The sequence below is a fragment of the Bacteroides ilei genome (assembly GCF_900128495.1).
GTDB classification, from domain to species: domain Bacteria; phylum Bacteroidota; class Bacteroidia; order Bacteroidales; family Bacteroidaceae; genus Phocaeicola; species Phocaeicola ilei.
Genome location: NZ_LT635801.1, coordinates 701971 through 724376 on the forward strand (window position 1 = coordinate 701971; position 22406 = coordinate 724376).

Genomic DNA, 22406 nt, shown 5'->3' on the forward strand with positions numbered 1-22406 from the left:
TGTTATTGTTTCGCTATACCATGTTAATCTGTTTGAGCAACTGCTCCTTGGTCTGCTCGATGGCGTGGTGATATACTTCCATCTGTCTTGGAAAATATTCTTCCAGCCATTTGTCCTTCTCTATGTTGTCCTGCAGGAAGCGTACTGCCTGGTCACGTTCAATTTCCACCGATGCTTCTCCTTCATCATGGTTGTTGAACCATGCCTTTGTCCACCAGCGGATGCCGAACCGGTCAGGATATACAGAAACTATCCTCGGAATGTCGAAGCTCTGGATGTCTATATCCAGTCCCGCCAGCGGATCGATCACACCTCCGCTGGCTATTGCTTCGCTATGGAGTTTTTTTTTAATTCCTCATCAGTCGTATTCAGGAATATTTCGTGTCTGAGTGCCAGGTAGTTCAGAAAATCCCTGATAAGCAGGTTCTGTACCTTTCCGGCAAGTGGCAGGGCCCTGTGTCCGAGTCCCAGCGGATTGGCCATACTGGGCATTCTTTCATAGAAGTACTCCTTTACGGCTCCCATGGTGAACAGATGACGCAGGTTCTGTTCCGTATGTTCCGGAAGCGTATAAGCACCGGATCTCAGGTCGTCCATATAAAGTGGAAGGAAACGGAGCATCAGTTTTTCTATTTCCTCTCTGTCATTATCGTAGTCAGTTACTACGGTCATTCCTTCTTCGTCAAAGTCTGCTGCGCTGCCGGTTGTCTGTCTGGCTGCCCGGATATTTCCGTACAGCATGGTCAGAAATTCAAGCGGATTCAGTTCTTCTCCTTTGAAGCGGGTTTCCAGATGCAGCAGGTCACCGCTAAGTGCCACTGTCTGTCCGGCTTTTACACGCTGTCCGAACTGTGCAAATACGTTCGACAGATGCCCGTAGGTCACTTCGTAGCAGTCATATCGGATAGTCTGACAGATACCGTGCACCGGATTGTTTGACACGCCCGACACGATACCGTCCGCAAGGGCTGACAGCATCCGGCAGTGCACGTTGAAGTCAATGCCGTGATGAAAGAACTTTTCTCCAGTTGTCGGATGTACCTGTTCGCCATATCCCAGCGACATTTCCACATCTTTTCCACGTACTTCCTCAAACGGCATACAGTAGCCGCTTTTCGAGTGCAGGATCATTTCTTCTGTATATTTCATATATTGTATTGTTTTTAAGTTCTATCTTCTCATGCCTCCCGGTCGCACTTGCTCTTCTTCCGGGGCGGCTTGTGGTTGTGTCCTTACGGCATTTTCCTGTGTGGGTGTACGGGCAATACCCGAATTGTTGCCGATAAGCATCATTCCCAGCAGTGCACCGGCGATTTTGCCGAGCCATCCGAAACGGCCGAATACGAGGAATGCGGCCGCTACCAGTCCTGCGATGCTCAGGCCTGATACGTTTCCACGCCCCAGATTGCCGAAAAAGTTTCCTATCATCGTTCCAAGTCCTCCGCTTGTCGTTTCTTTCAGGAAGTTTGATATTCCGTCCAGTTTCCCGTCCAGCCCGGATACAGCTTCCGTTACTGTATCCATTGCCGCTCCGGCTTTTTCCTTCAGGGCTTTCATTCCATCGGTCGTACCGGCAAGGGTATCCGTAGCATTTTTGCCTACTACAGCTTCGCTCACAATCCTTGCCACGCTTTTGTCCGATGTCAGTTTTTCCCAGCCTACATAGCCCACAGCACCCGTTACCGTAGCTGCCTTTATAGCATGACCGGCCGTGCGCAATGTTCTCGTAGGATGCAATATTGCACTTCCGGCCGTTTTTCCGGTCTCGGCAGCTGCTGCTCCTACACCTTTGGCAGCCTTGCCGCCATATTTTAATAAACTGCTCCAAAATCCCATATCTTTTCGTATATTAAGGTCTTACATTCTTTCCTGCCTGTTTCCACCGCCTTTTGGCCGCTTCTACAATGTCCCGCTTGTCTGTCACGGGCCGTGCGCCTTCGTCTATCTCCAGCCAGATGTCACCAAACGTGGTGTACTTTACGGCTTTGGTCAGCCGTTGCAGTTTCTGGTTCATTATCCTTAGTTTGGGACGGATGCCGAATACGATTTCCATCCGTTCCTTTTCGGTCATCTTGTTGTCAGATATACAGACGGACCGTATGTCATTCACAATTTCCACGCTATTCAGTATCAGTTCCCTGTATATGGCATTTCGCCTGGCGGAGAGGGCTACTGCTACGGCGTTCGGAGAATTCCGTGCCAGCTGCCGGCTGAAGTCACCCATATTGTCCGTCAGTTTGGATACTTCGTGGTAGAATCCGTATGTCTGCGCCGCATAGCTGACTATCGAGCGGAACGAGTCCAGATAATTGTTGAATTCCCGTTGCAGGTCGGTAGTTGCTTCCACCTCTTCCTTGGTCCAGATATGACCAGTTGTCTGCATCAGCATTACCTTCTCCTGGTTCTTCAGTTCCTTTTCCGCTTTCTCCGTGTACAGCAGGATCATACCTGCAAGTACCGGGTCGTTCTGTGCCCGGACTTTTGAAAGCCCCGTACACAGCAGAAGTGTCATTATTAATATTATCCTGTTCATTTTGCCTTGTTTTATCGTGTCATGGCTGCAGCCCTCCGCCAGCGCGACATGGCTGTTCTGGCCACTTCTCCGTTATTTCGTTCTATCATCCCGGCTGTCACGTTGTTCCATACGTCATTCAGTGTATAATAGCGCACACTCAGATAGAGCAGATGCAGTTTGCGGCTGAAAGCCGACAGCTTGTCATTCAGTGCCCACAGTGTCTTGCTGCGTTCTGCGCCCGTCAGCATGTTCTCTGTTCCTCCCTTGGCTACGGCATCGTTCAGCAGCGTAAAGACAGACACCAGTTCGGTGGCCGTCTCTATATACAGGTTGTTCATGCTCATTCCGGCTGCGATACCCTGTGGATTGTCACGCACGGCCTTGCCAAGTTTTCCCAGTGTAAGAAAAATCCTCACTCCGTCGTTGTACAGATGGGTACAGGCTTTCAGCGACGATGCATAGCCGTTTACGGTCTTCAGATAGCTGTTGTACTGTTTCTCCCACTGGTGGATGCGGTTGAACTCTGCTGCAATGGTATTTTGTAACAGTGCAGTCTGTGTCTGTCCCTTAATCTGCTTTTCTATCTGTCCGTTTATCAGGTCATTGCCCTCGGCCAGCGCCATCCATTCCAGAGGATTCGAAGCTGCTACCTGTGCACGGAGCGCCTGTGGAACTATAATGGCAAGTGCCAGCAGTATGCTAATGATTGGTAATCTCATATATTCCCTTTTTTCGTTTGTTGTATTCCACGCGTTCGCGTATCAGAGTCACGATTCTGTCACTGCGTTTCATCCCCAGCAGATCAAGCCGGGGCGTGTTCCGGTCCATCGAGAGGATGCTTACTGTTTTCAGTCCGCATATCTGTTGTAGGATACTCTGTTTCTCCTGAAAATCCACGATGCGGTACAGTTCCATATAATCCACTTTTCTTAACAGAATACCGCGCTCGCATACAAGCTGTTCGGCAGTGATGTCGTAGCGTATTCTGCGCAGGTAGATGTAGCGGTACAGCAATACAAGAAGTGTTAATGCAGATATTATGGTCGCCATGCTGCTGAGAGGCATATTTTCCATGCCTCCGTATATCAGTCCAGCAATACAGACCGACATCAGCGGCAGTTCATTGATGACAAACTGTGCCGGATGCGGTCGGAAGTTGATGATATTGTAATGTGTCATTTGCATAGGCAGACTCTGTTTATCGGTGAAACCGTGGTTGGTTCTCTTCTTTTATCTCTGGTAAGGAATCGGATATCTCTTTTTCCAGGCGGGATAGTTCTTCCCGGATTTTGTACATCTCCTGGAAACCTTTTTCAGGCATTCCCTGATCTTGGGTTTCAAAGGAGAATATTATTTTGTCCGCACGCTCAATTCTCTGTCGTACAGCCTTATAGTCCGCTTCGTCATACGTCCCGGTACGGATATGTTCCGGATTGACTTCCGGCAAAGCTGCCAAAGCACGGTTCAGAGTGGCTTTTCCGCTTATCTCCTGAAGTTCGTTCCTCTTTTCTTCTATTGGCCTCCCTTGGTCTAGTAGCTGGTCGTTCCAGTCCTTGTAGCCGTCAGCTGCCGGCTCATAGATGATACGGGATGTGGTGTTAGGGTCCAAGGAATCCGGCCTTCTTGCCGCTTCGTTTGTATTTACCGGCTCTTCTCCCTGTTTCCCAAATGGTTGGATTATCTTGTCAAAGTCAAAGGGTTCCAGCTTTATTTCATGGCGTAGGTTTCCTTTTCCGTTTTCCTGAATGACAAGCAGGTCCGCTTCCGGGGTGAAGCTGGTAAATTCCATTCCGGCATGGGTGAGGGCAAAGGTTATTGCATAGATTTTTCCCGCACGGTCACGGTCAAAGCAAAGGTGGTGTGAAGCCTGTGGCGCTGCTTCAAGCATTCCTCTGAACTGCTGGCGGCTCGGTGAACCTCCGGTAGATACAAACACGGCCTTTCTCAAATCCCTGTTTGTTTTCTGGTGCAGCTGGTAATAGGCCATTGCGTCGTATGCGCTTTCAAACCAGTAGATATCTTTTGCGTCAGCCGGCTTGGTCTGTGCAGGACTGGCGGCCCAGACACCTTCATTCGAATTGCTTCCTTCTGCCTTTCCTTTGTAGCTTCCGCTTCCGTCTGGTCGCGGACGACCCCTTTCCTCAAATCCCACAGTCTTGTCCGGCTCTTTTGGCAGAATCAGCGGAAACGACAAGTTTGTATAGGATCTCCCGTCTTCCAGATGTCTGGTTGCCAGACAGAAATTCCTGTGAAAAGCATATTGGGTGTACAGGTCTATACCTCTGCTCTTGAAATAAGGATAAAATCTTTTCTGTGTTTCCCGATCCTGTGGGTTGAATTTATGCAACTCGTAATGTTCAATGTCAAAAGGCCTGATATCCCGTTTGGGCTGTAGGATGCGGGCACTGCGCTCCTCTATGGGGTGGTTGAGCAGACGGCAGCATACAAGGTTCACCAGTCTGTCAGGTGAGACTCCGGTTTTGTATTCGGCAAAAAGCTGCGGATGCTCCTTGATGAACGATATTATATTGTAAAGTTTCTGTTGCGGTGGCTGGAAACAGCATTGTCCGTTGGCTGTCACTATGAACTTGTCGCCACGGATACGTCGTCCGTCGCTGTCCGTGCGGACATACGAAGGATAGCGCAGGCCGTCCCGCCTGTTCAGGCGGTAACCCGCATCAATCAGCACATCCTGAATGTTCAGTCTGCGCAGATAGTCGTCGTATGTAAGGTCTCCGTCTCTCATATTTACCTTCCTAATCTCATATCTGTTATTTCCTGGTTCATTTCTGCTTCGAAGTAGCGTATTGCCACATCCCTTGGAGTGTCAACTCCCGGTTTGTAATAGGGTCTCGGTCCGCAGTAATGCTCGCTGTACACCTCAGGGGCATGATGGCACCGCAGGTTGTGTGCCACTTCCGAGGCTACCACCGTACCTGCAGTCAGTGCGGCAAGTATCTTTACGCCCAGCCCCTGTCGGGCTTCCGGACGCATTTTCATGTCCACTTCGTCAAACACTTTCGAGAACAGTTTCATCCTGTGATAGTCATCAACTGCAAGAAACTTGTCATATTCCTTCTGACTTATCTCATGGCTCACAACCTGTCCGTTAATTACGGCACTCATCCGGTACTTTCCCTCGGATTCAGCAGGATGTACGGCTATTTCACCCACTTCGACCTCACGTCCGTTTCTTTCTTCCCTGTACCAGCCCATCTTTTCGTTGATGGGTGTGAGGTCACGTCCGTCCACAGTAGCTGCTGCCTGTATGCCTGTTGTCATCCGTTGTTCCTGTACCTGCTGTTCCTGCAGGAAAGTGTTTTCCTGCAATTGGTTTTGCTGTTCTATTTCCTGACGTATTTCAGGATGCAGTCCGATGGCAATACGGCTGTTGCTGTTCAGCGTTTCCATACTTACCTTGTCGGCAAAGTCCGGACTGATGATATCGTTTATCAGGCTGATGCGTTTTTCTGCCGGATGCTCTTCTATCGAGTTGGAGGTCAGTATGGCTGCCTCTTCATCCGATAGGTCATAGACCATGTCCACCGTTTCTTGTTCCGACTGTACAGTCATGGTCTTGGCTTCCTGATCAATGATTATTCCGTGCGATGACAGGCATTCCTGCCATTTCTCATTGGAAAAATATACCGGAGACGTTATCAGTTCGCGGTATGGAATTGCCGGTTCCGCACTTCTCGGTCGGCTTGTCATCGGAGTGATTACAGCCTGAAGGTCCTGCAGTACGTCCCGTTCTTGCTGTGGCTGGGGTTGCTTGTTCCCCTTGTAGTAGAAGCCGTAACCGCCTGACTGCAGTTCTCCGGGTTTCATCCGTCCGTCCCATCGTTCCGGCACAGCCGGTCCTCCCGGATAGAACAGGTTGCCTCCCACTCTGCGCAGATGAAAGCCCCACTGGTTGCGTGGAGTCCATCCTAAAAACGGAGGCGGCATCCTGAGCCATGCAGTCCGTCCGTATTCTCCTATGCCTATCCTGTAGCCGTGTAGTCCCATGGCCACACGCCCGTTTGCGTTTCTTGCATGTACAAAGTTCTTGGGCAGATAAAAGTCACTGCCTATAATGCTGGTAAATACATTGTAGGCTTTCTTGTTTGCTGTGTTTGTTCCCCAGTCCGTAAGGGCCAGCATCTGGCGTTCGGTGATGGCGTAGGTCAGCAAAGGTGAGTCATGTCCCTGAACGACCAGTCTATATCCCGTGCCGTCAGACACCACATGGGCCTGCATCCCGTTGCGCATCAGTATTTTTTGCATTTCGGGTTGCAGATCCATTTCCCGTGGATTGGTATTTTTTCGTATCGCCATAGTCCGTTGTGTAGTCTTTTGTTAGTTGTTTTTCTATGCTTCTCCGTTTTCCATGGCAGCTTCAAGTTCAGCATCCTTATGGCGGACAAACTCGGCTGCTGATTCGTTTCCTATGGAAAAGCCGTTCTCTTCGCAATAGCGGCCGTACTCCTCCTGCCACTCAGCAGAATAATGGTTGATGTAGTCCAGCCAACCGTATTCGCCGCTTTCCATTTTTTCCACCAGAATATCTTCTGGATAATATTTTTGTTCTGACATCTTTTTTTATTTAATGATTTTATAATGCTGTCTTATTTATGAAGGGCTGTCGCACGGTTCCTTTCCCCGCTTTTCTTCTGCTCGTTCCAGATTTCTTCTGTGTACTCTTCTTCCGGCACATAATCCAGGTTACCATCATCGTCCATTACCCAGCATCCGTAGCAACCGAAGTTGTATTTGTCCCATTCACGTTTGTCACGCTCTTTCCATTTCTGTCCGTCACCGGAGCAGAATCGGATCCCTGTCGGGGTTGTCAGGTCGATACCTACCGTAACCGTATCGTCATCTACCAGTAGGGTAAGCGGATCTCCGTGCTGCATACTCTTGATTTCCACTGCCCCCAGACGCAGTTCCTCGGCGAGAACCTGAAGGTTGCGTCCGATGATGGGTGTGGGTACCGACATTACCTGTTTCGTCCCCGGATCTATCTGTACGAAAGCCTTGCCGTGTCTGCCGTCGGTCTGTATTACATCTGCAATGATGGCTTTCCCGTCCAATAATTCTTTTTGTTGTTCAGGTTTGTATTGTTCCAGTGGCGATGATTTCAGTACCGGATAGAATACTACGTCTGTCGTTCCGTCATCCTTTCGGATACATACAAAGCGTGTACGGCTCTCTGCAGTCTGTCCGTTCTCATCAGTTACGCGTACAGGTAATACCGGTGAATGTCTTCCGTTGCATATTTCTTTCAGTACACGCATGGGAAGGTCTTCTATCATTTCTCTGCTAAGCCCAAATTTTGACAGTACCTGATAAGGTAACTCACTAAGATCGAAATTATTATTTTTCATATTTTAATTCCATATTAAAATTATACTCTGCAAATATATCTTCAATATCTAATTGCTGTAAACTATCAGATATATAAAGAGTTATATTATATCTTTTTTATGATTTAAGTATGATTATACTCCAAAAATCATATTCTAATATTAAAATAATCATATTTTAATCACATAGTTTTGTGGAAATTCGTCCTGATATGTTGGTCCCATTATCTTTGCTCCATGAGAAAAAATATATTGATTGGTCTGATGGGTATTTCAATTTTTGCTGAGTCTGTTTATGCACGAGCGTGTCCACTTGTGACAATGGATGATTCCTATAAATCAGACATATTGATTCTAACTGACAATAGTGGTGCTGTCAAATCGTTCGGGAGTGTTAATCCTGATAATTCCGAGATGTCAGGAAAAGCGGACGAAGCAAGAAAGTTTTGGACAGAAAGATATTTGAGTGTAAGTCTTCCGCTGAAAGCCCTGACGGTAACGTCATCTTACGGTTATCGTACCGATCCTTTCACCGGAAAGAAAAAATTCCATGGAGGTCTTGATCTTCATGCCAGAAATGAAGCAGTTCTGGCTATGATGTCCGGAATAGTAGTTAAAGTCGGGCAGGATAATGCTTCTGGAAAATATGTTGTTCTACGTCATGGAAATTATCTGGTCAGTTATTGCCATCTTTCACGGATTCTGGTGGGTAAAGGAAAACAAGTAAACCCCGCAGAACCAGTCGGAATAACTGGTTCTACGGGGCGCAGTACGGGCGAGCATCTACACGTTACGTGCAAGCTAAACGGAAAAAGTATCGACCCGTGGATTCTTTTCCGCCACATCAAAAATATTAAGGATGAATGTGTAAGGGCTTTGAGAGACCTGTAATGGCATTTCAAGGTTTCATGCTTATGTCGCTGTTTCATCTTTTCCTCGTTTTCAGCAGGCATTTTACCTGAATATACCAGACGTGCATTCTCAGTAAAAAAAGCGGCGGAACTTCCACCGTCTTCCCATAGAAGATGGCAGCTGTTACCCGTCCGCCGTGCCGTTCTATCTCTTTCTTATACTCGGATACGCTCTGCCCGGTGGTCATCACGTCGTCCACGATGACGATGTTTTTTCCTTCTACCTCGCCGGTGATGCTATAGTTCCGTTTGAGAATACGTTTTTTGCCGCCTTTCATCTTGTGCAGGCTTTCGCGTGTTCCGGTTATCACCACATCGTTCAGTCCCGAGGTCATCTGCGGGCAATGCATGGATATATATTCGTCCAGCCGTCTGAAGCGGCGGATGTATTTCTCACGGCTGCTGCACGGCATGAACATGATATGCAGGTTCCCTTCTTCAAGATGCAGGGCTTCCATGCAGGATTTGAAGAATCTCACTCCGCTGATTCCACCGTCCTTAAATCTGAATAGCGCATGGCAGAACATCCGCTGCCTGTCACTCAGCAGCTTTTCGTAGCGCATGGGGTAGTAGTAGCCGTAGAAGGCCATTTTCATCCCCCGGAAGCTGTACGGTTTCAGCGGTTGGCGGCTCTCGTATATGTCCGTATGTGAAAAGAAGAACATTCGGCAGGCATTCCTGTTACCGGCCAGTACGGACAGTCGGCAATACCGCTCACGCTCTTTCTTGTCTATAGCGGCTTGTGCAGCAGCAAAGGCAGCATCGCCGGCTTTCCTTCGCCAGAATCCTATGACGTAAAACAGAATGCACACCAGCGTACATAGAAGCGTGAATACGGATTTCGCAAACATATCTGTTTTATCGGGGGCTTTGGAATAGTTTTCTGATATCCATCGAGAGGAAATTTTCTACGCTGATGCCGCCGTCGCCGACAATGAACGAAGCCTGTGGTGCAAACAGTTCCCTGAATTTATCCAGGCCGTCTGTCCTTTTCTCGGCATTGCTCTTTACCTCGATGGCTATTGTTCTGTCTTTCTTTCGGATGACAAAGTCCACTTCATCATTTCGTTCCCTCCAGTAGAACACTTCAAACCGGTGGATGAACCCCTGACTTACAAGGTATGCTCCGATGCCGGATTCAAATATATGGCCCCATACCCGACGGTCAAGCAGGGCTTGTTTGAATGATACAGGGCTGTACACCGTCTTCAGTGCATTGTTGAACACCTGGAACTTCGGAATGCTGGCTTTTCTTCGGGCCGTATCAATGCTGTACTTCTGTAAGCCGCACAGCAGTCCGCTTTCTTCCAGCAGATTGATGTAGCCGGCCAGTGTGGCCGTGTTCCCTGCATCCTGAAGGGAACCGAGCATCTTGTTCAGCGACAGCAGGTTGCCTGAGTATGCCGCTCCCAGTTCAAAGGTCTGTCGCAGCAATGCCGGCTTGCTGATGGGGGTATCCATCAGGATGTCTTTGTTGATGGTCGCCTCGATAATGGCAGACTGTATATATTGCTGGAAACGGTCTTCGTCACCGATAAGTGAGGCTGCGCCGGGATAGCCTCCGTAATAGAGATATTGATCGATTGAGAAACCGAAACTGTCCCTCATCTCCGTATAGCTCCAGTGGCTCATGCGTATCTCTTCGAATCTTCCGGCAAGAGATTCCGACAGTCCCTTTTCCAACAGCACGCGGCTGCTGCCCAACAGCAGCACCTTGATGTTGCGGTCATGAAATGTGTCATCGTCCCATTCCTTTTTTACTACCTCGCTCCAGTTGGATATCTTCTGTATTTCGTCTATTACCAGGACGATCTCTTCCCATCCGTTGTTTTCTTTGAGGCTGCGCACTGCCGCCCAGCAGTTGGATATCCATGCACTGTTCGTAGCCGGTACATTATCAGCGGAAAACAGCTGATACGGAATGGATATATCCTTCAATACCTGTTTAACTACTGTCGATTTTCCTATCTGGCGTGCACCCATCACGACCTGAATGAACCTTCTTGGTTCTTCTATTCTGCTTTTAATTATCTGGTATTCAGCTCTTTTATACATAGCTTTACATTTTACGCAGTGGAGTGCGTATTTTTACGCAGTGCAAATATAATAAATTTATCAGACTATATCAATTTATTGAAGTACAATATTTTGCAATTATGTTTTTGGCCATGCTGTTCTACAGTCGCACCTTTTTTATCTCAAGATCTGGACAATCCAGATGATATGTACTACAAGTCTGGTATATATTTTATTTATTGCATGTCTTGATATGCTGAGGAAGAAAAAGAGCCTACTTCTTATTTGATTTATATTATAATATCAACATAATTCCCAAACCAACATAAGGACAGAAAAGCTATCTATCTGTTAACGACACATAGGCATACAGAGCGGCCATTATATATTCCTTTATTGGAACCTGGAAGTTTAAGATATAAATGTGAGATAAGCACTGTATTATGAAAGGAACGAAAAGAATATGACAGAATTTCTTCCACGGAATTGGGTGAATTTAGAAGGATTCTATTCCGATATAGATATAATTTGATGTTATCAGTTTCGACTCAGGGGCGACCTCAACGAACCGTACCGAGTCGGGATAATTTATTCCTCTTTTGCATTACGTACTTTACGGAGGCTTACATAACATCTGACGGATGATGCATTCTAAGCAGTAATCGGGTGGTTTTCACACGGAAGCAAACTGGTCTATGCGATTGAAAAAAGAACTCAAAAATTTCAGGTGTTATGCATTAACTGAATAATATTACGTCAGTATGGAAAGGGCTTTTCCGTCTCATTGACGAATAAGATTTTAGGGTATATTGCTATATTTTCTAAAAAAAAATAAATAATTTGTTGTTTTGTTATTTGTTTTCTAAATTAGCATTAGATAGTATTTCTATTTTTATTAAAACGCACAAAATTTGTAAGTATATGAGCAATTCAATAGATGGTTGGACATATATATCCGCAATATTCCAAGTTATGATAGATTCTTTAGATAAAAATAATCTAATTGAACCTAGACTCATTTTTCGGGGAGTAACAAGTAGATACTTTTCATCCTCAAAATCTATACCTAGTTTTTTACCTCAAATCCGCAACCGCCCTCATAAGATGACACAGAGGTCAAAAAGGTAGCGACACTGTGGCAAAAGAGGGTGCAACGCAGCAAAAATCGCCACAAAGACGCATTAAATCCCCTTACCCCACCATGCGACTTGAGGCAATACGCAAAATCACGACCATAAGTTGTCGGTGTCATCCAAAGTCATTCTGGAACACATCAGCATAAGCGTTGTTGCATGAATAGATATTCAGCACATACTGCCTTGATGTCCTGACCCATTTGGCTGGCACAGAGATGAACTTGAAGACAAACGCCTTGATGCGGCTTGTTGCTTTGAGTCCGAACCTCTTCACGTCAAGCCTCGCCATGATGAATTTATAGAAGTTGCGTATGAGTGCCGTAAGCAGAAGAAACACCGTGTTTTCTCCCATGAAGGATTTTGGAAGCCTGTTCCAGCCGAATCCGTTATTCATGTCATCGAAGATGCGTTCCTTCCCTCCACGGAGGTTATAGAATTCGACAATCTCTTTCTCGGAAGACTCGTAGTCATTTGTAAGGATGCAGCGGTAGGTGTATTCTCCTTCCCACAGGTCGAGTTCGCCGTCTATCCGCTTCTGTCTTTGAATCACAAGACGGTATGCCTTCCCTTTCCATTTCTCGATGAGAATGGAGGCCAGCTCAAACTCAATGCCGCCCAATTCCACTTTCTTCCAACCTCTGAGGGCAAAGATGTCATTGTAGAGCGAACTGCATCGGTTGGCACGGATATAGAAGGTCTTGCAGTGTTTAGCAATCTCTTCCACTATCTCTTCAGAACACGAGCCGCAATCAGCTCTGAAACGGTTGATCATAAGCTTGTTCTTTTCAAACCTTTCAAAGAACCTCTTCAGCGTGTCCTTCTGGTGGAAACGGACATTTGTGTTGCCGTCGCTGTTCTCAATGCCGACAATCAAGTCGCCAATAACCGCCACGCCAGGACGGTATCCGAGAAACTTCTTGTATGTGGGTTTCGCATCAAACTTCTCAGCCTCTATGAACTGGTGGTCGAAGTCAACGTCATACCCCTCGCCATCTTTCAGCTGCCCTGTGGACAATAGGCAATTGAGGAGCAGTGTATTCAGCATGTCTGCCGTGTTTAAGTCGTAGGTCTTGCCAGTGTCGGATGTGTAGGAAATGTTATCCTGGGTCAGTTCCTTTATGGCTCTGAGAATCGTGTCGGCACTGCATGTGCGAAGTGTCGGATGAAGCGAGAGGTGATACATCAGATGAGTGGTGACATCCTCTATGCATGAGCCGCCACAGAAATAAACGCTCATAAGCGAACGGATGATTTCGCTGTATTGATAACCATACAGCCTACATCTCATACCGAGGGTTGAGTCGATTACAGATGAGAGATTGGAGTCAAATTGCTCCATTATTGAAAAAATTCCTCCAAAAGGAGAGAGTTTCTCAGATTTTATTGCTACCTTTGCCATGTCTGTCGGGTTTGATACATATTTTGATTTGCAACACTAAGATAGGTGAAAAATCTGACATGGCAAAATCCTGAGCAACTTTTTGTTGCTCAGGTACTTATAAAATAAGTTAAACTAAAATGCTGCGGAATTTAGGTTTTAGAAAAAAATCCTAATTTTGTAACATTAGATAAACATAAAGACTCAAAACAAGAAAGGGATAAAAAAGCTTATGAAGTGTTTTATAAAAGGTTTTGTACATATTATAAAGATGACCTAAAAAAGAGAGGAATTACAAGTATAGAAATTCTTCAAGAACTAATGAAATGTGAAGAATACAAATATGTACCGCCAGAGTATATCAAATCTGGTGCAGCAATAAGGATGCAAAAACTTAAGAATCGATCACATATCGACTATATTAATTATATTAAATATTTAATTCGTGATGCTAAAATCAGATTCCCAGAATATACAGAAAATTATTCTGATATTGAAATATTAGCAGATATTCAGCATAAGGGAGGAGCATCTTGTCTTGTTGATTTCAGTAACAATTTTCTTATTTCTCTATGGTTTGCTACACAGACAAATAATGATGATAATAATTTCGGGTATTTATTTTGTTACGACATCAATTCAGAAATGATAGAAAAAGACAATTTATCTATTTTGTCATATTGTCGTAGTAAAAGTAGAATCGAAGATTTATTATATGCTACAACAAAAAGTACAAGATATAGCGAAGAAAAATCTCATAGATTCTGGATATGGAAACCATCTTTCTTGAATGAAAGAATAGCTAGACAAGATAGTGTGTTCATTTTTGGATTAGACCCGTTTTATATCAAAGAACATGGAATTATTGTTATTCCAATACCAGCAGATTGGAAAAAAGCTATTCAAGTTGCATTGAAATCTTATTTTGGAATCACAGAAGAAAGTATATTTGGTGATAATAATGGTTTCGCAACATCACACGATAAATCAAAACCATATGAACGCGTTATATCTCATTATTTTAATGAACAATTTTCTCCAATATCAAAAAATAAAAACTTGATTCTTAGCAATTTACAGAATGGGATGTCTTGCTTATTTCATGATGAATATGATTTGGCTTTGAAGTACTTTTTATCTTTTGAATCAAGTATTAAAGATAAAATTAGAGACATTTTAGACAAGCGACCACGAATTTCTTCAATAGACGATAGTGCGCAAGATATCAAAATGTTTCTAATAGATATAGAATTACACTTTTCAAAAGCTTTATGTCTTAGACACTTAGACAATAAATATAGAGCCATAGAAGAGTATGAATTGACACGGAAACATTGTATTGTATTGATTGAGAAAATTGAAGAAAATATTAATCATTGGGACAATAAACATATATCTATAGAGGAAATAAGTAAAATTGAAAGACTCAAAATGTATGCTCTGACAAAATATCAAAAGACGATAAAGGATTTAATTGATTTATTATACGATACAAAACAATATAATAAGGCTTTAGATCTTGTATCCTCTATCAAGAAAGTAATGCCCCAATTATCAAAACCATTACTGGAAACGATAACAAATGAGCTTAATACATTACATGAATTGTTTAAAAATAAAAATAGCGAAAATAAGATAGATAGTAATATAATTAAATCTACTTCAGCTGGCACTATTCAACCTTTATGCTACGTTCTAAATTATTACTTTATTTGTATACTAAAATCTGTACGTAAACAACAGATAGATACAGAATCATTGAATAATTTATGCGAAAAAATAGCATCAAAAAAAATATGGATTATTCAACACAATGTCATTTTACTCAATGGGATTTTTCGGATATAGTCTCTGCAATAGAATCTTATAAGGAATTTAATCCTAATTTATACCACGATTTAATTACTGTAACTGCAAAAGTTGAAGAATTTATGGGATTTATTAATGGCAAATTGAGAATACCTCCATATTAATAAATGTGTTTTATGAGAATTGAAGAGGCTGTGTCAAATTGAAGTGCACCCCAAAAGTTAGATACAAAACTTTTGGGGTGTTTTTTATGAAGTACAGTTACGAACAAAGGCTTATTATCGTAGCCGGGTAAAACAAGGAGAGTTAATAGCTCATTTGTCGAAAGAGTATCATATCAATAAGACTCAGATATTGGCATGGGTGAGAATGATGGGTAGCCACACATGTGTCCTCATGAGCTTTGTTAGGCTTTGGTTCATGTCTGTTATTGCTGATTACCGCAGATTTGAGGGTGTCCTAGTGTCAGTATTGGAGGTACATGTCATGCATGGGCATAGTCGCTGTAAGGCATAAAGGCAACAAACCCCTACTCTGATGATATCTTCGGTCTCGGTGTTCACATAGCATATCACTTTTATATTCCTCCTTTGGCAGATTTTCCATTTTTATCCGAACAGCAGTTCCTTTTTTACCGTTACATGTTCCGATTTATTTCCTGTTCCGCCTCACATATGGTACTCATCACCGGCATTGATTTTCTTCGCGAATCTACTGGCCGGTCCGAACCTACAGGTACCGCTCTGCTAACCGGGTACGGATTTGACGGCAGCCTTCCGCAAATCAAAGATTTTGGTTTTCCGTGAAATCCGCAGCCGCTTTCCCTGCTTTTGTCGTCCGCTTTTCCAGTCTTCATTGCTCAAAAATTCCAATCCCGGCATGAGAGTCCGAAATGGCTCGAACTAAGGGAAATTAACAATTAAAAAATACAGGTATGGACACAACAACAGCAACAACAATGCATCCGGCAGAAGCTTATCTCCGTAACGAACAGAACCCACCGGTCTTGTATGTCAGGATTTACGGGGAACGCCGGAAATTGTTTATCAACCGTGGTAGGGAGAACGTCGTCGGTATCATTGCGAAAGGCAAACGCAAACATGGCTACATCTTTTCAGACTGGAACCGCATCGAAAAAATCTATTACCCGTCACAGGAAAAGGAGAACGAAAAGGATTTAGACCGGAAAATGATACTCAAATACCAGCGGCTGGCCGCTCTTGCCACACATACCAACGACTGGCTCCGGAAGATTGCCGCAGCAGACCTTGAGAAGTCCCTGTACGAAAACCGTATTACCACAGGAACGGCTATTGACGGAAAGTGCATCCGCCTTTCCACGATTGAGAAGTATTGCGGAAGCTGGAACATGCAGCGGTTCCGCCAGGCCATGAAGAATAAGGAGAAATTCTCGACGCTTCGTTTCGACTTTTGCGGATACGACGGTACGCTTTGGTGCGAGCCGCGGGACAACGACGACATGGCTGCCGGTTTCAGCAAGGAATACCGGAATTGCGGCAACGGCTATTACTATCTGCTTATCAATGACGACTTCATGATTGGTTACGATATTGACTGATAATCCACGGACAGACCTTACCGGGGGGCCGGCAGGGTCTGTTCCGGCTTCGGTCTGCCGACGGCAAATTCCCTTTTTATCGATGGCATTGCCATGCGCCGTTCCTTTTTTACCTCAGATTTTCCTTTTCTATCTTTCCATCCGCCTGTTTTCAATCCTTTTTTATTCATCCCTCTTGTAGCTGCTCTTCCGTTCTCCACCGTGCGACCTCGGGGGATTGGATTTTTCAGCAAAGGTAACCGCCGGTTTCCATTCCTGCCAATGCCGGCATTCTGCCCGTGGGGTCTCGGAAAAATCTTCCTCTCCGGCTGTCGAGCGTATTTTTCCTTACCGGCCATGGCAGATGGCCACCGCCACCTTTCAAAGCAGAAAAATAATCCCTGCGGCCGCAAACGGGCCGAAAAAAGGGAAATAAAAAAATTAGGTTAAATCATGGGTTACAACAAATTGACATCATTATCGGCCAACATCAAGGCCATAGAGACAGCAGTAGCTATTCGCATACAGGGCAGGACGGCTACACAAGAGGAAAAACAGATATTGGCGCAGTATTCAGGTTTCGGCGGTATCAAGGACGTGCTGGACTTGGGTACGGACAAACCGCTTGACAAAGGCGTGTCCGAGCTGTTGAACCGTCTGCTGGATGCGTTAAGGACACTTGCAGGGGGTGACGAAGCCGCTTGCCGTTCACTTGTTGAAAGCATCAAGTCATCAGTCCTGACAGCGTTCTACACACCGCAATTCCTGATTGACGCAGTGGCGGCACAGATACACGGCACTTTTTCCGCAAACGGCTTGCAGATGCACAGCTTTCTTGAACCGAGCGCAGGCATCGGCGGTTTCCTGCCTGTAGCCATGTCCGGCACACACAGCTATGCTTTTGAAAAGGACACCATTACAGGACTTGTACTTTCGCTGCTGCATGAGGACGCAACCACCGTAACGGCAGGGTTTGAAACGATAGGCACACAGGAGCTGGAGCATCGGAAATTCGATGTCATTGCGTCCAATATTCCTTTCGGCAATTTCCGTGTATTCGATGCCGACCTGTGGAAAAAGGGCGGTATCTACGAACAGGCCACCAAGACCATACACAACTACTTTTTTGTCAAGGCTATGGAGCTGCTTTCCGAGGGCGGCCTGCTTGCCTTTGTCACTTCAAGAGGTGTGGCCGACACGGCAGGAAACAAATTTGTACGTGAGTATCTGGTGAGCCATGCCGACCTTGTCAGTGCAGTACGTTTGCCTGACGCTCTTTTCATGCAGACAAGCGGTATTGAAGTGGGCAGCGACCTGCTCATATTCCAGAAGCATACCAATAAGGCGGCACTTTCCGCACGTGAACAGATGTTTTTGCAGGTAGCCAAGGAAATGTACGACATGAACGGAACAATGACCGAAAATGCCAACAGGCTGTTTTCCATGCCGAAGACCGTACTGGCAACCGACAGCCGTATCGTGATGAACCAGCACGGCAAATATGTACGCAAACACCAGTGGCTCGGCTCTGATGCGGCCATGGCGCAATACCTTTCCGCACTTCTGAAATACGACTTTGACCGGTATTTCCGCAAAAGCCTTTTCGGACAGCAGGGCGAAGCGTCCGTACAGATGTCGCTGTTCGGGATGCAGGAGACGACCGCACTCTCCGTAAACAGAGGACGGAGGCCATATACTGAAAAGCTCGATGATTGGATGAAAAGCGGTACATTGGTAATGTTCGAGGGGCAGATTGGTACGGTCGTGTTCCGCAAGTCAAGCCACTATGTCGATGTGGCCGTGGATTTCGTTCCGGTGGACGAGGGAAAGGTCAATATGGAGCGTGCAACCGACTATTTCCCTGTCCGTGAGGCGTACTTTATGCTTTCTGTCAGGGAAAGGGATCTGCAGACCGAACAGACGGCCATACGTGAGCGGCTGAACACGCTGTATGATGCCTTTGTCACCAAATGGGGATTTTTCCATGAGAACGACAACAAGGAGTTTATCATGCTTGACAGCCTCGGTGTCGAGGTGTTCACTATTGAAATGCAGCTTGGCAGCGATATAGTCAAGGCCGACATCATGCGTGAGCCTGTAGCTTTCACAAAGATTGTGGCTGACCGCATTTTACAGCCGTCGGAAGCGCTGGCAAGCAGCCTCAATTTCTACGGGAAGGTGGAAATGGACTACATCATGCGCTCTACCGGCTTGTCTGATGAAGATGTAATCGCAGCACTGCAGGGCGAGATATACTACAATCCCCTCACGGAAGAATGGGAACACAAAGGCAGGTTCCTTGCCGGAAATGTGGTGGACAAGTACAAGGAACTCACATCCTGCCTTGACGACCTGTCCGGCAGGGAAAGGGATTGGGCGGAAATCTCCGCAAGGGCACTGGAGAACGCAACACCCGAACTGATACCTTATGAAGAGCTGGATATCAATATGGGCGAGCGTTGGATTGACCCCCAGCTTTACGCCGACTTTGCGGCAGACCTTTTCGGGGTGGAAGCCGAAGTGATGTACTTTGATGTAAACGATACCTATGTGGTACGTCTGAAAGGTTACTCCCCGGCAGCATACAACACCTATTCCGTGCGCAATTTCAACGGTGAAGACCTGTTTGTTCATGCCTTGCACGATACCGTACCCGAAATAACCAAAGAGGTGTATCGAAATGGTGATAAGATACGTGTGCCCGACGAGGAAGCCATTCAGGAAGCGGCTACCAAGATACAGGAAATCCGCAGCAATTTCAACCAGTGGCTCGATGCCTGTCCTCTGGAAGTCAGGGATGAACTGGTACGCACATACAACGAGCGTTTCAACTGCTATGTTCGTCCTGCCTATGACGGCTCGGCACAGACCTTTCCGCAGCTTTCCTTTGAGCAGTTCCCGTACAATGAACTCTACCCGTCGCAGAAAGACGCAATCTGGATGATTAAGCAGAACGGCGGCGGTATCTGCTGGCACGAAGTAGGTACAGGCAAGACGATGATAATGTGCGTCTCGGCCTATGAAATGAAGCGTCTGGGATTGGTACAGAAGCCTCTGATTATCGGCCTGAAAGCAAACGTCCACGAGATAGCCGACACATTCCGCAAGGCATACCCGAACGCCAAAGTCCTATACCCGGGCAAGGAAGACTTCACGCCGGCCAACCGCAAAGAGGTGTTTTCCAAAATCAAGAACAACAACTGGGATTGTATTATCCTGACGCACGACCAGTTCGCCAAGATACCGCAGTCCGAGGAAACCATGATAGAGATATTCACCGAAGAGCTTTACGATGTGGAGCGAAGCCTTGAAGTGTTGGAACAGTCCACCATGCGCTACCGCAGCCGTAAGATGCAGAAAGGGCTGGAAGTAAGGCAGGAGAACCTGAAAGCGAAGCTGTCCGAACTCCGTAGAAAACTGGACGACCGCAAGGATGATACCGTGGACTTTCATTCAATGGGTATAGACCATATCTTTGTCGATGAATGCCACATGTTCAAGAACCTCATGTTCCAGACACGCCACAACAGGGTGGCAGGTATCGGCAATACTAAAGGCTCGCAAAGGGCTATGAACCTGCTTTTTGCCATCCGTGACATCCAGCACCGCACAGGCCGTGACCTTGGGGCTACGTTCCTGTCCGGTACGGTGGTGGTAAATGCGCTGACAGAGCTTTATGTGATGTTCAAGTATTTGCGGCCACGTGAACTCAAGCGTCAGCAGATTAGCTGTTTCGATGCCTGGGCGGCCATATTTACAAAAAAGACAGCCGACTATGAGCTGAACGTGACAGGGGCAATCAAACGCAAGGAGCGTTTCCGCACTTATATCAAAGTGCCGGAACTGGCGATGTTCCTGCGTGAAATCACCGACTACCGTACCGCCGACATGATAAATCTTGATGTGCCGGAGAAAAACGTCCGCTTTCTCTCTCATGCACCGACAATCGAGCAGGAAGAAATGATCGGACGTCTCGTTTCCTTTGCCGGTAGCGGAAACTGGGAAGACCTCGGACTTGATACTCCCGAGCCGGACAACCTCGACAAGGCAAAGATGCTCATTGCTACCAATGTGGCACGCAAGATGGCTCTCGACATGCGTCTTTTGGGTGATAGGTTCAGCGATGATGCCAGTAACAAGGCTTCCATTTGTGCCCGAACCATCTATGACTATTATGTACGTTCGGCAGCCAATAAGGGTACGCAGTTTGTCTTCAGCGACCTAAGTACCTACAAGCCTAACGAGTGGAATATCTATACCGACATCAAGGAGAAGCTGGTACGCCTCGGCATCCCGGCTGATGAAATCCAGTTTATCCAGTGTGCCACCACGGAAAGGGCGAGGAAACGCCTCTTTGAAGACATGAACAGCGGCAGGGTACGTGTCCTCTTCGGTTCTACATCCATGCTCGGTACAGGGGTCAACGCCCAGCAGCGGGCTGTGGCAGTGCATCATCTGGAGATACCGTGGCGACCTGCCGACATGGAGCAGCGCAACGGTCGTGCGGTACGCAAGGGCAACACCGTGAAACTCTGGGGCGGTAACGTGGTGGATATTGTAATCTACGGAACGGAAAAGACGCTTGACGCCTACAAGTTCAACCTGCTCAAAAACAAGCAGATGTTCATCAACCAGATAAACAACGGCACTATCGCCGTGCGCCGCATCGACGAGGACAGCATGGACGAGGACAGCGGAATGAACTTTGCCGAGTTCGTGGCTATCCTTTCAGGAAATACCGACCTTTTGAACAAGGCCAAGCTCGACAACAGGATTATGCAGCTGGAGAAAGAGCAGGCCATATTCAAGAAAGAGCGCATCCGTGCAGAGCGTAAGATTGCAGCCAACACGGAAGCTGTCGGTATGGCAGAGCGCATCATGGCACAGGTTAGGCAGGATATGGAGTATATCGCATCCTATAACGGCAACAGGGAAACGCTGTTGCTCAATCTGCCGCAGGCTACCCGGGAAGAGACAGGTCGTGAACTGCACCGCATAGCCAAGACATACAGGAGCGAGGCATACCGAACCATAGGCAGCTATATGGGACTGAACCTGCTTGTCCGCAGCGAGTACACTCTTTCCGGCTCGTTCGACCGTAACGCTTTCTTTGTCGAGGGCGTAAGCGGACTGAAATACCGCTGTGGCGTGTCGGGAAGCCTGCCGTTGGGATTCGCTGAATCGGCACGCTACCCACAGGCCGCACTTGAAAGGATGCCGTCACTGATAGAGAAGCAGCAGAAACAGATAGCCATGCTGCAGCACGAAATACCTACCTTGCAGGAAATCACCGCCCGGAAGTGGAACAAGGCGGAAGAGCTGGAGCGGTTGAAACAGGAATGTAAGGACTTGCAGCAGCGGATTGACGAGGCACTTAAGGAAGCCGAGTGTCCGAAGCCGGAAGTTCCCGAAGAAGAAAACACTGTCAGGGCAGCCTGACCATGATTCATTGATTTAACCTTTTGCCTGTCCGGTCGTGATGATCGGGCAGGTTTTCCTGTGTTCTGTCCTGCCGGGGCCCAGTTGGCTTTTATAGCCTGGCATCTGCCTTTTTTATCCTCCTTTCCCCTTTTTATCGCCTCCCTTTATATCTGTCTTTCAATCCTTTTATATCTTTGTCCTTGCAGTCCGTCCTGACCTTCCGGCTTATTGTTCCGCGAAAGTAACGGATAACAGCTGTACCTTGCAAATCCTCACGGCCTGCGGTGGCCGACGGAAATCTTCCTTCTCGGGGAGAA

At 46.5% G+C, this 22406-nt stretch carries 17 protein-coding genes; 4 read left to right on the top strand and 13 right to left on the bottom strand.

The genetic code is table 11. From position 1 onward, the window contains the following. Nucleotides 1–13: 13 nt before the first annotated feature. From BQ7489_RS02965 to BQ7489_RS03010, 10 genes are read right to left on the bottom strand one after another with little or no spacing between them, the layout of a single operon-like run. Nucleotides 14–298, bottom strand: coding sequence for a hypothetical protein (locus BQ7489_RS02965; protein WP_071150797.1), 285 nt, complete (start codon nucleotides 296–298; stop codon nucleotides 14–16). Nucleotides 299–321: 23 nt separating this feature from the next. Beyond that, on the bottom strand, nucleotides 322–1149 hold the full coding sequence (locus BQ7489_RS02970) for a M23 family metallopeptidase (protein ID WP_071150201.1): 828 nt from the start codon (nucleotides 1147–1149) through the stop codon (nucleotides 322–324). A gap of 21 nt (nucleotides 1150–1170) precedes the next feature. Then, nucleotides 1171–1836: a hypothetical protein gene (locus tag BQ7489_RS02975; RefSeq protein ID WP_071150200.1), complete on the bottom strand. Its 666-nt coding sequence runs from the start codon at nucleotides 1834–1836 to the stop codon at nucleotides 1171–1173. 13 nt (nucleotides 1837–1849) lie between these two features. Beyond that, nucleotides 1850–2533: a hypothetical protein gene (locus BQ7489_RS02980; protein WP_071150199.1), complete on the bottom strand. Its 684-nt coding sequence runs from the start codon at nucleotides 2531–2533 to the stop codon at nucleotides 1850–1852. Nucleotides 2534–2544: 11 nt separating this feature from the next. Next, nucleotides 2545–3234: a hypothetical protein gene (locus BQ7489_RS02985; protein ID WP_071150198.1), complete on the bottom strand. Its 690-nt coding sequence runs from the start codon at nucleotides 3232–3234 to the stop codon at nucleotides 2545–2547. Further along, on the bottom strand, nucleotides 3215–3700 hold the full coding sequence (locus BQ7489_RS02990) for a PH domain-containing protein (protein WP_071150197.1): 486 nt from the start codon (nucleotides 3698–3700) through the stop codon (nucleotides 3215–3217). Before BQ7489_RS02990 ends, BQ7489_RS02985 begins: the two co-directional genes overlap by 20 nt. Before the next feature lie 13 nt (nucleotides 3701–3713). Further along, a complete protein-coding gene (locus tag BQ7489_RS02995) occupies nucleotides 3714–5261 on the bottom strand; it encodes a toprim domain-containing protein (protein WP_071150196.1) in 1548 nt (515 codons plus the stop codon). A 2-nt stretch (nucleotides 5262–5263) separates the two neighbouring features. Next, a complete protein-coding gene (locus tag BQ7489_RS03000; protein ID WP_071150195.1) occupies nucleotides 5264–6832 on the bottom strand; it encodes a hypothetical protein in 1569 nt (522 codons plus the stop codon). A 33-nt stretch (nucleotides 6833–6865) separates the two neighbouring features. Continuing rightward, entirely contained in the window at nucleotides 6866–7090 is a 225-nt protein-coding gene (locus BQ7489_RS03005) for a hypothetical protein (protein WP_071150194.1), read from the bottom strand. 32 nt (nucleotides 7091–7122) lie between these two features. Beyond that, complete coding sequence (locus BQ7489_RS03010) at nucleotides 7123–7881, bottom strand: DUF4099 domain-containing protein (protein ID WP_071150193.1); 759 nt, start codon at nucleotides 7879–7881, stop codon at nucleotides 7123–7125. 216 nt (nucleotides 7882–8097) lie between these two features. Here BQ7489_RS03010 and BQ7489_RS03015 point away from each other — a divergent pair, with 216 nt between their 5' ends. Continuing rightward, a complete protein-coding gene (locus BQ7489_RS03015) occupies nucleotides 8098–8751 on the top strand; it encodes a M23 family metallopeptidase (protein WP_071150192.1) in 654 nt (217 codons plus the stop codon). Nucleotides 8752–8785: 34 nt separating this feature from the next. Here BQ7489_RS03015 and BQ7489_RS03020 read toward each other — a convergent pair whose 3' ends face one another. The 3 genes from BQ7489_RS03020 to BQ7489_RS03030 all read right to left on the bottom strand — a co-directional run bounded on the left by BQ7489_RS03020 (nucleotide 8786) and on the right by BQ7489_RS03030 (nucleotide 13322). Beyond that, a complete protein-coding gene (locus BQ7489_RS03020; RefSeq protein WP_071150191.1) occupies nucleotides 8786–9622 on the bottom strand; it encodes a phosphoribosyltransferase family protein in 837 nt (278 codons plus the stop codon). A 7-nt stretch (nucleotides 9623–9629) separates the two neighbouring features. Further along, the gene (locus tag BQ7489_RS03025) at nucleotides 9630–10826 is read right to left on the bottom strand and encodes an ATP-binding protein (RefSeq protein ID WP_071150190.1); all 1197 of its coding nucleotides are present in this window, start codon (nucleotides 10824–10826) and stop codon (nucleotides 9630–9632) included. A gap of 1209 nt (nucleotides 10827–12035) precedes the next feature. Continuing rightward, nucleotides 12036–13322 (bottom strand): IS1380 family transposase, encoded by a 1287-nt coding sequence (locus BQ7489_RS03030; RefSeq protein WP_071147970.1) that lies wholly within the window; start codon nucleotides 13320–13322, stop codon nucleotides 12036–12038. A 300-nt stretch (nucleotides 13323–13622) separates the two neighbouring features. Between BQ7489_RS03030 and BQ7489_RS03035 the strand changes: the two genes are divergently transcribed. The 3 genes from BQ7489_RS03035 to BQ7489_RS03050 all read left to right on the top strand — a co-directional run bounded on the left by BQ7489_RS03035 (nucleotide 13623) and on the right by BQ7489_RS03050 (nucleotide 22107). Further along, on the top strand, nucleotides 13623–15149 hold the full coding sequence (locus BQ7489_RS03035) for an FRG domain-containing protein (RefSeq protein ID WP_162617768.1): 1527 nt from the start codon (nucleotides 13623–13625) through the stop codon (nucleotides 15147–15149). Nucleotides 15150–16044: 895 nt separating this feature from the next. Beyond that, on the top strand, nucleotides 16045–16689 hold the full coding sequence (locus BQ7489_RS03040; protein ID WP_071150188.1) for a hypothetical protein: 645 nt from the start codon (nucleotides 16045–16047) through the stop codon (nucleotides 16687–16689). 432 nt (nucleotides 16690–17121) lie between these two features. Next, on the top strand, nucleotides 17122–22107 hold the full coding sequence (locus BQ7489_RS03050) for an N-6 DNA methylase (protein WP_071150186.1): 4986 nt from the start codon (nucleotides 17122–17124) through the stop codon (nucleotides 22105–22107). Nucleotides 22108–22406: the final 299 nt, after the last annotated feature.

Bases quoted from the DNA above. Each gene is read 5' to 3' on its own strand.
- BQ7489_RS03030 (WP_071147970.1), bottom strand. From the start codon at position 13,322: ATGGCAAAGGTAGCAATAAAATCTGAGAAACTCTCTCCTTTTGGAGGA.
- BQ7489_RS03025 (WP_071150190.1), bottom strand. From the start codon at position 10,826: ATGTATAAAAGAGCTGAATACCAGATAATTAAAAGCAGAATAGAAGAA.
- BQ7489_RS03035 (WP_162617768.1), top strand. From the start codon at position 13,623: ATGAAATGTGAAGAATACAAATATGTACCGCCAGAGTATATCAAATCT.
- BQ7489_RS02995 (WP_071150196.1), bottom strand. From the start codon at position 5,261: ATGAGAGACGGAGACCTTACATACGACGACTATCTGCGCAGACTGAAC.
- BQ7489_RS02990 (WP_071150197.1), bottom strand. From the start codon at position 3,700: ATGCAAATGACACATTACAATATCATCAACTTCCGACCGCATCCGGCA.
- BQ7489_RS03050 (WP_071150186.1), top strand. From the start codon at position 17,122: ATGGGTTACAACAAATTGACATCATTATCGGCCAACATCAAGGCCATA.
- BQ7489_RS02980 (WP_071150199.1), bottom strand. From the start codon at position 2,533: ATGAACAGGATAATATTAATAATGACACTTCTGCTGTGTACGGGGCTT.
- BQ7489_RS03020 (WP_071150191.1), bottom strand. From the start codon at position 9,622: ATGTTTGCGAAATCCGTATTCACGCTTCTATGTACGCTGGTGTGCATT.
- BQ7489_RS03015 (WP_071150192.1), top strand. From the start codon at position 8,098: ATGAGAAAAAATATATTGATTGGTCTGATGGGTATTTCAATTTTTGCT.
- BQ7489_RS02975 (WP_071150200.1), bottom strand. From the start codon at position 1,836: ATGGGATTTTGGAGCAGTTTATTAAAATATGGCGGCAAGGCTGCCAAA.
- BQ7489_RS03010 (WP_071150193.1), bottom strand. From the start codon at position 7,881: ATGAAAAATAATAATTTCGATCTTAGTGAGTTACCTTATCAGGTACTG.
- BQ7489_RS02985 (WP_071150198.1), bottom strand. From the start codon at position 3,234: ATGAGATTACCAATCATTAGCATACTGCTGGCACTTGCCATTATAGTT.
- BQ7489_RS03005 (WP_071150194.1), bottom strand. From the start codon at position 7,090: ATGTCAGAACAAAAATATTATCCAGAAGATATTCTGGTGGAAAAAATG.
- BQ7489_RS03000 (WP_071150195.1), bottom strand. From the start codon at position 6,832: ATGGCGATACGAAAAAATACCAATCCACGGGAAATGGATCTGCAACCC.
- BQ7489_RS02970 (WP_071150201.1), bottom strand. From the start codon at position 1,149: ATGAAATATACAGAAGAAATGATCCTGCACTCGAAAAGCGGCTACTGT.
- BQ7489_RS03040 (WP_071150188.1), top strand. From the start codon at position 16,045: ATGGACACAACAACAGCAACAACAATGCATCCGGCAGAAGCTTATCTC.